The following is a 12,085-nucleotide window of genomic DNA, read 5'->3' on the forward strand; positions in this document are numbered from 1 at the left end:
CTTGCGTTGCGCGGACTTGACCCCGGTCATGCTCCGCGTTCGGGCGACTTGACCGGGGTAGGGGCAGTTAGGTTATTTTAACGCCCGGTCGATTCCGAGTAAGTGAAAACCCGTATGACCCTGCGCCGGCGCGGTGCCGGTTCAGGGTTTTTTTAAGCCCGGATTCGGCTCCGCAGCACTGCAAGGCGGGGCGTCATATGCCCGGCGCGGCCGGTTCTGGAGGGGGGCGGTCGCGCATCTGCCGCGCGGTGGAAGAGGACGACAGGAAACCACAACAATGAGTCTTGCCCTGATCGTGATGCTGCCCTTTCTCGGGGCGGTATTGCCGGCGCTGATGATCCGCGCCGGTCGCAACGCCTGTGCGATTGCGACCGGGACCGTGACCCTGCTCGCGCTCGGCCTGCTGTTTACGCACGCGCCCGCCGTGTTCCGCGGCGAGGTCGTGCAGGCCGGCTGGAACTGGTTGCCCGAACTCGGGCTGAACGTCAATTTCTTCCTCGACGGGCTGGGGCTGCTGTTCGCCGGCCTGATCCTGGGCATCGGCCTGCTGATCATCACCTACGCGCGCTTCTACCTCGCGAAGGAAGACCCGATGGGTAATTTCTATACCTATCTGCTGCTCTTCCAGGGGGCGATGGTCGGCATCGTGCTCTCCGACAACATCCTGCTGCTGTTGATCTTCTGGGAACTGACCAGTCTCTCGTCCTTCCTGCTCATCGGTTACTGGAAGCACCTGCCGGAAGGGCGCCAGGGTGCGCGCATGGCGCTGGCGGTGACCGGCGGCGGCGGGCTGGCGATGATCGCCGGCATGCTGATCCTCGGCCACATCGTCGGCTCCTACGATCTCACGATCATTCTTGCCCACGGCGACGAAATCCAGGCCTCGCCGCTGTACGTGCCGGCGCTGATCCTGATCCTGATCGGCTGCTTCACCAAGAGCGCGCAGTTCCCCTTCCATTTCTGGCTGCCGCACGCGATGGCCGCGCCCACGCCGGTGTCGGCCTATCTGCACTCGGCCACCATGGTCAAGGCTGGCATCTTCCTGCTCGCGCGCCTGTGGCCGGCGCTGGCCGGCACCGACTGGTGGTTCTATCTGGTCGCCACCACCGGTCTGGCGACCATGGTGATCGCCGCCGGCATCGCGCTGTTCAAGGATGACCTGAAGGGGCTGCTGGCCTTCTCGACGGTCAGCCACCTGGGCCTGGTGACCTTCCTGTTCGGTCTGGCCACGCCGATGGCGGCGGTGGCCGGCGTCTTCCACATCATCAACCACGCCACCTTCAAGGCCGCGCTGTTCATGAACACCGGTATCATCGACCACGAGACCGGCACGCGCGACATCAAGCGGCTGGGCGGACTGATGTTCCTGATGCCGCTGTCGGCCACGCTGGCGATGATCGCCGCCGCGTCCATGGCCGGCCTGCCGCTGCTCAACGGCTTCCTGTCCAAGGAGATGATGCTCGATGAGGCCTGGAAGGCGAGCTGGCTCGGCCAGGGCTGGGTGATTCCGCTGTTCGCCACGCTGGGCGCGGTGTTCTCGGTGGCGTATTCCTTCCGCTACATCGTGCATGTCTATCTGGGGCCGAAGCGCGACGACTATCCGAGCAAGCCGCATGATCCGCCGATGGGCATGTCGCTGCCGCCGATGTTGCTGGTGGTGCTGGTGGTGGCCATCGGCCTGTTCCCCGAGACCATTGCCGGCCCGCTGGTGCGCGTGACCGCCGGGGCGGTAATCGGTGGCCCGGTGCCGGACTTCCATCTGTCGATCTGGCACGGCTTCACACCGGCGCTGTTCATGTCGATCGCGGCGGTGGCTCTGGGCCTGTTTGCGCTGTGGCGCTACACCGCCGTGCGCGCCATCTGGCAGGCGGGTCCGCACCCGGAGGCGAAGGCCATGTTCCAGGCGAGCGTGGCTGCCCTGGTGCGCTTCTCTCAGGTCACGATGCTGGGGCTGCACAACGGCTCCCTGCAGCGCTACGTCGCCTTCGCGATCGGTGGCACGGTGCTGATCGGCTTCGTCACCTTCTTCACGCACTCGCACGGCGAGGGCACGCGCGAGGCGATCGCCGTCACGCCGGTCGCGCTGGTCGGCTGGCTGCTGTTGGTGGGTTGCTGCATCGCGACCGTGTGCATGCATCGTCGCCGCATGCTGGCGCTGGTCGCGGTCGGCGTGGTGGGGTTGATGGTGTCGGTCGGCTTCCTCTACTTCTCGGCGCCGGATCTGGCGCTGACGCAGATCTCGGTCGAGGTCGTCACGGTAATCCTGATCCTGCTCGCGCTGTACTTCATTCCCAAGGAGACGCCGCGCGAGAGCGGTGGCGGGCGCAAGCTGCGCGACGGACTCGTCGCCGCGCTGGGCGGCATCGGCGTCACCGGGCTGACCTGGGCGGTGCTGTCGCGCGACTACGAGAGCCTGTCGTCCTATTACCTGAACCAGTCGGTGCCGGGCGGCGGCGGAACCAATGTGGTCAACGTCATCCTGGTCGATTTTCGCGGTTTCGACACCTTCGGCGAGATCATCGTGCTGGGCATCGCCGCGCTGGCGATCTTCGCGCTGCTCGACGGGCTGATGCGCGGCGAGCTGGGCGGCAAGCTCTCGTCGTGGTACCCGGACATGCCGTTGTCGGCCGATCGCCATCCGCTGATCATGGTGGTGGCCACGCGCATCATGCTGCCGCTGGCGATGATGGTCGCGGCCTACATCTTCTTGCGCGGGCACAACTCGCCCGGTGGCGGTTTCATCGCCGGTCTGGTGGCGTCGATCGCCTTGCTGCTGCAGTACATGGCCAGCGGCTATGCCTGGGCAGCGCAGCGCATGCGCATCGACTACCACGCGATGATCGGCGTCGGCGTGCTGATCGCCGCGGCCACCGGCATCGGTGCGATGGTCATGGACTATCCGTTCCTGACCAGCACCTTCACCTATCTGCACTGGCCCGTGGTCGGCAAGTTCGAGATCGCCAGCGCGATTGCCTTCGACGTGGGCGTGTTCCTGACCGTGGTCGGTGCCGTCATGCTGATGCTCGCCAACCTGTCGCGCCTGGGTCGCCGGGTGGGCAAGCAGCCGGTCAACGTCGAGCCGATGGACATTGATCCGTCCCGTCTGACCAATGCCGGTTCGAGGGAGAACTGAGATGGAGTTTCTGGTTGCAACTGCGGTGGGCGTGATGACGGCCGCGGGCATCTACCTGGTGCTGCGCGCGCGCACCTATCCGGTGGTGCTCGGGCTGGCGCTGCTGAGCTACGCGGTCAACGTCTTCCTGTTCGCGATGGGCCGGCTGGTCATCAACCTGCCGCCGGTGATCAGCGAGTCGGCCACCGGTTATACGGACCCGCTGCCGCAGGCGCTGGTGCTCACCGCCATCGTGATTTCCTTCGGCATGACGGCCGTGATCGTGGTGATGGCCCTGCGCGCCTTCATCGAGAGTGACACCGACCATGTCGATGTCGCGCTGCCGGGCGAGGACGCAGGGAAGGGCCAGCGATGAACCATTGGGTCATTCTCCCCATTCTGCTGCCGGCCCTGGTCGCGCCGCTGATCGCGCTGGCGATGCGATTCGACATCGTGCTCGCGCGCATCTTCTCGGTGGCGTCGGCGACGCTGTTGGTGGTGATCGCGGGCATTCTGACCGGCATGGTGGTCGACGGCGCGGTGCTCAGCTACGCATTGGGCAACTGGGTTGCGCCCTTCGGCATCGTGCTGGTGCTCGACCGCCTCTCGGCAATGATGTTGCTGCTCACCTCTATCGTGGGTCTGTGCGTGCTGCTGTACACGATCAACGGCTGGGACAAGCGCGGCCAGCACTTCCACGCGCTCTTCCAGTTTCAGCTGATGGGCATCAACGGTGCCTTCCTGACCGGTGACCTGTTCAACCTGTTCGTGTTCTTCGAGGTGCTGCTGATCGCCTCTTACGGGCTGATGGTGCATGGCGGCGGCGCGCTGCGCGTCAAGGCCGGCGTGCAGTACGTGGTGATCAACCTGATCGGCTCGACGCTCTTCCTGTTCGCGGTGGGCCTGATCTACAGCGTCACCGGCACGCTCAACATGGCCGATCTGGCGGTGGGCGTGCGCGACGTGCCCGCGGCCGATCAGGCGCTGCTGCACACCGGCGCGATCCTGCTGCTGGTGGTGTTCGCCGTGAAGGCGGCGCTGGTGCCGGTGCAGTTCTGGCTGCCCGGCACCTATGCCAACGCGCCCGCGCCGGTGGCCGCGCTGTTCGCGATCATGACCAAGGTGGGCGCGTATTCCATCATCCGCGTGTATACGCTGATCTTCGGCGGTACCTCTGAGGAGGTGGCCTGGATCGCGCAGCCCTGGCTGATGCCGGCCTCAATGATTACGCTGGTGGTGGGTGCGTTCGGGGTGATGGCCTCGCGCAGCCTGGGCCAGATGGTCAGCTTCGCGGTGATCGCATCGATGGGTACGCTGCTGATGACGGTGGGCGTGTTCTCGCGCGAGGCCATGGCGGCGGCGCTGTATTACATGGTGCATTCCACGCTTGCCGCGGCTGCCCTGTTCCTGGTGGTCGATCTGGTGACCGAGCGGCGTCCCGGCCAGGCCGACCTGCTGACGGTCGCGCCGCGTTTCCACCAGGTGGGTCTGGTCGCGGGTTTCTTCTTTCTCGCCGCCATCGCGATGGCCGGCCTGCCGCCGCTGTCGGGTTTCCTCGGCAAGCTTCTGATCCTCGACGCGGTGCGCGAGGCGCCCGAGGCGGTGTCGATATGGGCGCTGGTTCTCGCCACGTCGCTGCTGATCATCGTCGGCTTTTCGCGCGCCGGCAGTACGCTGTTCTGGAAGAGTTCCGTGCAGGAGGGCGTCATCCACAGCCGCGTGCGCCCGCGCGCGCTGCCCTACTTCGCGCTCGGCGCGCTACTGGCGATGACGGTGCTGCTCACCGCCTTTGCCGGGCCGGTGATGCTGTATCTGGAAGAGACCGCCTACCAGTTGTTCAATCCGGGTGACTATCAGTCCGCCGTGCTGTTCGGCGGACTCGCGGGAGGCCGCTGATGCACGCCAAACAAGATCAACGCACTTTCCTGCAGCGCTGGCTCCCGCATCCGCTGCTGACCGCCGCGCTGGTGCTGCTGTGGATGTTTCTGCTCAACGATTTTTCCGCCGGTGGGCTGATCGTCGGCATCCTCCTGGGGGTCACGATTTCGATCATCACCAGCCAGTTCTGGCCGGACCGGCCGCATGTGCGCTCCTGGAGCAAGGTGCTGGAATTCATGGTGATCGTCGCCTGGGACGTCATCGTCGCCAACGTCATCGTCGCCAAGCTGATCCTGTTCTGCCCGGTCAAGGAACTGAACACACGCTGGGTGGCGGTGCCGATGGAACTCAAGACGCCCGAGGCGATCGCGATTCTCGCCGGCACCATCACGATGACTCCGGGCACGGTCAGCAGTGATATTTCGGCAGACGGGCGCAGCCTGCTGGTGCACTGCCTGGACGCGCCCGATGCCGAGGACGCGGTGCGCGAGATGAAGGCACGCTACGAGACTCGCCTGATGGAGATCTTCGGATGATCGAGTACGCCCTGATTTTCGGTTTCCTGTCGGTCTCGGTCGCGCTGCTGCTCAACCTGTGGCGTCTGGCCAAGGGTCCGAGCGTGATGGACCGCGTGATCGCGGTCGACACCATGGTCATCAACGCCATCGCGCTGATCATCTACTTCGGCATCTTCCACGGCACCACCGTCTATTTCGAGGCCGCGTTGCTGTTCGCGATGTTCGGCTTCATTTCCACCGTCGCCTACTGCCGCTTCATCCTGCGCGGCGACGTCATCGAGTGAGGACGCGACCATGAACCTGTTCGTCGAATTCGTGGTGTCGGCACTGATCGTCATCGGTGGCGTATTCCTGCTGGTCGGATCGCTGGGCATGATCAAGCTGCCCGAGCTGATGGCGCGCCTGCACGCCCCGACCAAGGCCACGACACTGGGTATCGGCAGCGCGCTGTTCGCCTCGGTGGTGTTCTTCTCGGTGACCGGAGATTTCTCGATCCACGAAGTGTTGATCGTGTTCTTCCTCTTCCTGACCGCCCCGATCACCGCGCACTTCGTCGCCAAGGCCTACATGCACCAGCATCGCGAGCGTGTGCGCGAACTGCCGCCGACCGGGCGCGACTGCGGCTGGGCGACCTTCGACCGCCCGCCGGGTGGCCATCCGGACGACGAGGCGGACCCGGCCGACGAACGTGGCTGAGGAGCACCGCCGCCGCGTGCCGCGCGCATCCGTGCCTGGTGCGGCAGGTGAGCGCACCAGGCCGAAGGCCGGGGCACCCGCGCTTGCGTCACGCGTCGAATCCGCGCCCGCAGCGGATACCGGCAAGCCTGCAGCGCAGGGTGTGCGCCTGTCCAAGGTGATGGCCGCGCGCGGCCTGTGTTCGCGTCGCGAGGCCGACGCCTACATCGAACGCGGGCTGGTCTGCGTCAACGGCGAGCGCGTCAGCGAACTGGGCACGCGCATTGCGCCCGATGCCGAGATTCATCTCGCCGGCGAGGCCAAGCAGTTGCAGGCCGAGCGCGTCACCATCGTCTTGCACAAGCCCATCGGCTACGTCTCGGCGCAGGCCGAGGACGGCCATACGCCGGCCGTGTCGCTGATCTCGGCCGACACCCTGCACGGCCCGGGCAGCTTCCGTCCCGCTCATCTGCGTGGGCTCGCCCCGGCCGGACGGCTGGACATCGATTCCACCGGTCTGCTGGTGCTCACCCAGGACGGGCGCATCGCGCGGCGTCTCATCGGCGACGATTCCGACGTCGAGAAGGAATACCTCGTGCGCGTCAGGGGCGAATTGATCCCCGACGGGCTGGCGCTGCTCGAGCACGGCCTGGAACTGGACGGCCGCAAGCTGCGACGTGCGCAGGTCGAGTGGGTGCAGGAGGGCACACTGCGTTTTCGCCTGCGCGAGGGACGCAAGCGTCAGATCCGGCGCATGTGCGAGCTGGTCGGCCTGAAGGTCGTGGCGCTCAAGCGCGTGCGCATCGGTCGCGTGTACCTGGGCGATCTGCCGCCCGGAAAGTGGCGCTTCCTGGCGCCCGACGAACGCTTCTGAGCGTTGCGCGGGACGTTTTCGGGCACTGACTCTGCCGCGCAAGATCCTGAAATTTCGGTTCAATTCGGTGCTCTTGGCCGAAATTCGTGCCGGCCGACTGAACAAAATCCACTTGATGCTTGTCACTTCGTCGTGATTGCGCGATCACGATGAGGGCGCCGTTCGTCAATGCGTTTGCGTGGCGTCACCGAGCTGCGCCCCGGGCATGACGCGCTCGCCGTCATGGTTTACCCTGATGGCGACATTGGCCGCCTGCGCGCGGGCGGCCCGTGCCGGGCGTACCCCAAGATCCGGTCACGGACGATAAGAACGATGCGCCCGGGAAGAGGGCGCCAAAGTGGGAGGGACAATCCATGTTCGGAGGTGCGCTCCGGGAGGGTCCGCGATGTTGAGTGCCCTCTTCGCAATCGCGTTGTCGGCACTCGTCGCACCGTTGTTCGCACGCCGCATCGGCGATCGCGCGGGCTGGCTGCTCGCGATCGCTCCGCTGGGCTCGTTCATCTGGTTCGCCTCGTGCATTCCGGCCGTGGCCGGCGGTGGCGTGATCGTCGAGAGCGCGGCATGGGTGCCGGCGCTCGATGTCGCCCTGACAATGCGTCTGGACGGCCTGTCGCTGCTGTTCGCACTGCTGATCACCGGTATCGGTACGCTGATCGTGCTCTATGCCGGCGCCTATCTGCACGACCATCATCACCTGGGGCGTTTCTACGCCTATCTGCTGCTGTTCATGATGGCGATGCTGGGTCTGGTCGTCGCCGACGATCTGATCGCGATGTTCGTCTTCTGGGAACTGACCAGCGTCGCCTCCTTCCTGCTCATCGCCTTCCAGCATGAGAGCGCGGTGTCACGCCGCGCCGCGCTGCAGGCGCTGCTGATCACCGGTGGTGGCGGGCTGGCCCTGCTCGCAGGCCTGATCCTGCTGGGCGTGGTGGGCGGTGGCTGGAGCTTTTCCGAGCTGGACGCCGACGCCATCGGGGGGCATGCGCTGTTCTATCCGATCATGGTGCTGGTGCTGCTGGGCTGTTTCACCAAGTCGGCTCAATTGCCATTCCATCTGTGGCTGCCCAACGCGATGAACGCGCCCACGCCGGTGTCGGCCTATCTGCATTCGGCGACCATGGTCAAGGCCGGCGTGTACCTGATGGCGCGCCTCAATCCGGTGATGGGGGGCGACGTCGGCTGGAGCACCACGCTGATCGTGTTCGGCGCGGCCACGGCCTTCGTCGGCGCGGTGCTGGCCATTCGCCAGACCGACCTCAAGCGCCTGCTCGCCTACACCACGGTGACCGTCCTGGGCCAGCTGACCATGCTCATCGGCACGAACACCGTCTATGGCCTGCAGGCCTTCGTGCTGTATCTGCTCGCGCACTCGCTCTACAAGGGTGCACTGTTCATGGCCGTGGGCGCGATTGACCATTCGACCGGCACGCGCGAACTGTCGCGGCTGGGCGGGTTGATCCGCTACATGCCGCTTACCGGTGCGGCGGTCGCGCTGGCGGCCTTGTCCAATGCCGGCCTGCCGCCGTTCTTCGGCTTCATCGCCAAGGAATTCAAGTACGCTGGCCTGATCGAGATGGGCCTGGCCGGCTGGGTGGTGACGCTGGTCATGATTCTCACCAACGCGCTGATGCTCACGGCCGCCGGCCTGGTATTCATCCGGACCTTTCTCGGTCGCGAAGGCAATTTCCCGCGCCATCCGCACGAAGTGTCGCTGCCGATGTGGCTGGGTCCGGTGTTGCTCGCCGTGGGCGGCTTCGTGCTGGGGGCCTGGAACGACTGGCCCGAGGAATGGCTGGTCAATGCCGCCGTGCAGTCGGTCGCGCGCGGAGAGATCGACGTGCATCTGTATCTCTGGGGCGGCATCACGCCGGCGGTGATTGCGAGCCTGGTGACGGTCGCGCTGGGCGCGCTGTTCTACGGCTACCGGCATCTGGTGCGGCGCTACATCGCGCTCTCGCGGGTGTACTGGAACGTGTCCGGCGACCTGATCTGGGATCGCCTGCTCAAGCGGCTGTTCGCGTTCGCCTCGAGCATCGCGGTGAGCTTCCAGCACGGCTCGCTGCGGCTGCACATGACGATGATGAGCCTGATCACGACCGCCGTAGTGCTCGTTGCGATCATCGTCAGCGAGGAAAACCTGCTCTCGGGTGGCGTGTACTCGCCGATCAACCTGCCGGCCGTAGTCGGCTGCGTGCTCGCGCTGGCCGGGGCGGCGGCCGCGGCGGTGATGCGCGGGCGACTTGCCCTGGTCACCGCCCTGGGTGCGAGCGGTCTGGGCCTGGCGCTGATCTTTCTCGCCGTCAATGCGCCCGACGTGGCGATCACGCAGTTGATGGTGGAGACGCTGACCGTGGTCTTCCTCGCCTTCGTGTTCCGTACCATGCCGCGCATTCCGGCGGTGGGCGCGCGCCACGCCTCGGTGAGGGTGTTCCACGCGATCATCTCGGGCCTGTTCGGCCTGGCCGTGGCCGGCGCGCTGGTCGCCGCGGTCGACCACGAACTGCCCGGCGACATCGCCCAGTGGTTTCTCGCCAACAGCTATCCGGGCGGTCACGGCAGCAACGTGGTCAACGTCGTGCTGGTGGACTTCCGTGCCTTCGACACGCTCGGCGAGATTCTCGTCGTCGCCCTCTCGGCGCTGGGTGCGGCCACCCTGCTCGGTGGCGGCAAGGCGGCCCGACTGACCGACGAGGGCGAGCCGGAATTCGACTCGCCGTTGCTGCGTGTGGGCATGCGCCCGTTCGCCATCGTGCTGATGCTGGTCTCGCTGATCCTGTTGTGGCGCGGCCACAACCTGCCCGGTGGCGGCTTCATCGGCGGACTGGTCGCAGCGGTCGGTTTCATCCTGCTGGTGTTGTCCTTCGGCAACCGGCTCGCGCGCGAGTTGATGTGGACCTCGCCGCCACGGCTGATCGGGGCCGGCCTCGGCCTGGCGCTGATCGCAGGCTTGCTCGGCATCGTGGCGGGCGAGCCGTTCCTGACCGGGCTGTGGTTCGCGCCTGCCGGGGTCAAGCTGGGCACGCCGCTGCTGTTCGATGTGGGCGTTTTCCTGACGGTATTCGGTTCGGTGATGCACATGCTGCAGCGCCTGGCCGGGAGGGTTTCTTGATGGAGATCATCGCAGCACTGACGGTCGGCGGCCTGGCCGCCATCGGCATGTGGATGCTGCTCGACCGTAATCTAGTGCGTGTCGTGCTCGGCATCGTCATCATCGGCAACGCGATCAACCTCGGCGTGCTCACCTCGGGACGATTCTTCGGTGAGACGGCCGCTTTCGTGAGCGCCACCCATGTGCCCTCCGACGGGGCCAATCCGCTGCCCCAGGCGCTGGTGCTCACCGCCATCGTGATCGGCTTCGGCCTGTTCGTGTTCGCGCTGGCCGTGCTCAAGAGCGTGCGCGAGACCCACGGCATGACGACCACCGACTTCGTCACGGCGGCCACCGAGGAGGCCGCGCCCGACGGGCGTGGCGACGACGCCGGCGAGCGTACCGACGCGTCCGTCGCAAAGGGCGGGGAGGGGCCGCGCGCATGATGAACTTCCTGCTCGTCGCACCCATCGCGGTGCCGCTGGCCACGCTCGTGCTGTGCCTGCTGCTGCGCGGTCAGCACGCGCTGGTGCGGCGCATCAGCGTGACCGGTGGCGTAGTCCTGCTGGCGGTGGGGCTGGCGCTGGTCGGTCTCGCGGCCTCGGACGTGGTGCTCGCCGGACAGCTGGGCAACTGGCCCGCGCCCTACGGCATCTCGGCCGTGATCGACCGCCTGTCGGCGGCGATGGTCGCGATCACCGGTGCGATCGGCCTGGCGACCATCTGCTACGGCATCCGGCGCGACGGCGACATCGAGGTCGCGCGCGACTTTCACCTGTTCGTGCACGGGCTGCTGTGCGGCGTGTGCGGCGCCTTCATCACGGCCGACGTGTTCAACCTCTACGTGTGGTTCGAGGTGCTGCTGATCGGCTCGTTCGCGATGCTCTCGCTGGGCGCGGGGCGGCGGCGCCTGGCCGGCACCATGGCCTATGTCGTGCTCAACCTGGTGGCGACGCTGCTCTTCCTGCTCTCGGCGGGCATGATCTACAGCGCCACCGGCACGCTCAACATGGGTGAGCTGGCGATGATCTTCCGCGCGGGCGAAGTGCCGCCGGGCTCGACGATGGCGGTGGTGCTGATGCTGCTGTCGTTCTCGATCAAGGCCGCGCTGTTCCCGGTGTTCGGCTGGCTGCCGGCCTCCTACCATGTGGCGTGGACGCCGGTTTCGGCGCTGTTCGCCGGCCTGCTCACCAAGGTCGGCGTGTATGCGCTGATCCGCATGGTCACGCTGCTGTGGCCGGAGTTCGGCGACGCGCATGTGGTGCTGCTGTGGATCGCCTGCGCGACGATGCTCATCGGCGTGCTCGGCGCCGCGGCGCAGAACGAGGTGCGGCGCATCCTGTCCTTTCACATCGTCAGCCAGGTCGGCTACATGATCCTGGGGCTGGCGCTGGCCACGCCGCTGGCGATCGCCGGCGCGGTCTTCTACATCATCCATCACATCATCGTGAAGGCGAACCTGTTCTTCGTCGGCGGCCTTGCCGCGCGCCTGACCGGCTCGGAACGGCTGGCCGCGATGGGGGGGCTGTACGCGAAATGGCCGCTGCTCGCGATCCTGTTCGCCATTCCCGCCCTGTCGCTCGCGGGCATTCCGCCGCTGTCGGGTTTCTGGGCCAAGCTGGTGCTGGTGCGTGCGAGCCTCGAGGGCGGCTTCTGGTGGGCCGCGGGGGTCGCGCTGGTGACGGGCATCCTGACGCTGCTGTCGATGAGCAAGATCTGGAACGAGGCCTTTCTCAAGGCGCACCCGGAAGGCGAGGACGCCGTGCGGCCGGTTGCGGGCCTGCATGGTGCGTGGTGGTCGGTGTCGGTACTGGCGGCGATGACGGTGGCCATCGGCCTGGGCGCCGGGCCGGTGATGGACTACGCGATCGCCGCGGCCGGACAGCTTGCGGAGCCCGTCGGCCACTTGGGCCAGATGGGCGCGACGGGAGGGCGGTGAC

At 66.5% G+C, this 12,085-nt stretch carries 10 protein-coding genes; all 10 read left to right on the forward strand.

Translation table 11 applies throughout. The features are described from left to right. Positions 1–277: 277 nt before the first annotated feature. Positions 278–3,133 (forward strand): monovalent cation/H+ antiporter subunit A, encoded by a 2,856-nt coding sequence (locus C0099_RS03235; protein ID WP_102246117.1) that lies wholly within the window; start codon positions 278–280, stop codon positions 3,131–3,133. 1 nt (position 3,134) lies between these two features. Beyond that, positions 3,135–3,488 carry a Na+/H+ antiporter subunit C gene (locus C0099_RS03240; RefSeq protein WP_102246118.1) on the forward strand — a complete coding sequence of 118 codons (354 nt, stop codon included), beginning with the start codon at positions 3,135–3,137 and terminating at the stop codon, positions 3,486–3,488. After that, a complete protein-coding gene (locus C0099_RS03245) occupies positions 3,485–5,008 on the forward strand; it encodes a monovalent cation/H+ antiporter subunit D (RefSeq protein ID WP_102246119.1) in 1,524 nt (507 codons plus the stop codon). Before C0099_RS03240 ends, C0099_RS03245 begins: the two co-directional genes overlap by 4 nt. After that, on the forward strand, positions 5,008–5,526 hold the full coding sequence (locus C0099_RS03250) for a Na+/H+ antiporter subunit E (RefSeq protein WP_102246120.1): 519 nt from the start codon (positions 5,008–5,010) through the stop codon (positions 5,524–5,526). Before C0099_RS03245 ends, C0099_RS03250 begins: the two co-directional genes overlap by 1 nt. Beyond that, a complete protein-coding gene (locus C0099_RS03255; protein WP_102246121.1) occupies positions 5,523–5,792 on the forward strand; it encodes a K+/H+ antiporter subunit F in 270 nt (89 codons plus the stop codon). Before C0099_RS03250 ends, C0099_RS03255 begins: the two co-directional genes overlap by 4 nt. Positions 5,793–5,802: 10 nt before the next feature. After that, positions 5,803–6,204, forward strand: coding sequence for a Na+/H+ antiporter subunit G (locus C0099_RS03260; RefSeq protein ID WP_102246122.1), 402 nt, complete (start codon positions 5,803–5,805; stop codon positions 6,202–6,204). Between the two features lie 16 nt (positions 6,205–6,220). Continuing rightward, positions 6,221–7,057 carry a pseudouridine synthase gene (locus C0099_RS03265; protein WP_228151638.1) on the forward strand — a complete coding sequence of 279 codons (837 nt, stop codon included), beginning with the start codon at positions 6,221–6,223 and terminating at the stop codon, positions 7,055–7,057. Positions 7,058–7,442: 385 nt separating this feature from the next. Next, the gene (mbhE, locus tag C0099_RS03270; RefSeq protein ID WP_102246124.1) at positions 7,443–10,166 is read left to right on the forward strand and encodes a hydrogen gas-evolving membrane-bound hydrogenase subunit E; all 2,724 of its coding nucleotides are present in this window, start codon (positions 7,443–7,445) and stop codon (positions 10,164–10,166) included. Beyond that, positions 10,166–10,591: a sodium:proton antiporter gene (locus C0099_RS03275; protein ID WP_102246125.1), complete on the forward strand. Its 426-nt coding sequence runs from the start codon at positions 10,166–10,168 to the stop codon at positions 10,589–10,591. The genes mbhE and C0099_RS03275 overlap by 1 nt, the downstream gene beginning before the upstream one ends. Next, the gene (locus C0099_RS03280) at positions 10,588–12,084 is read left to right on the forward strand and encodes a proton-conducting transporter transmembrane domain-containing protein (protein ID WP_228151639.1); all 1,497 of its coding nucleotides are present in this window, start codon (positions 10,588–10,590) and stop codon (positions 12,082–12,084) included. The genes C0099_RS03275 and C0099_RS03280 overlap by 4 nt, the downstream gene beginning before the upstream one ends. The last annotated feature ends 1 nt before the right edge of the window (position 12,085 follow it).

Source organism: Pseudazoarcus pumilus (genome assembly GCF_002872475.1).
Classification (GTDB): domain Bacteria; phylum Pseudomonadota; class Gammaproteobacteria; order Burkholderiales; family Rhodocyclaceae; genus Pseudazoarcus; species Pseudazoarcus pumilus.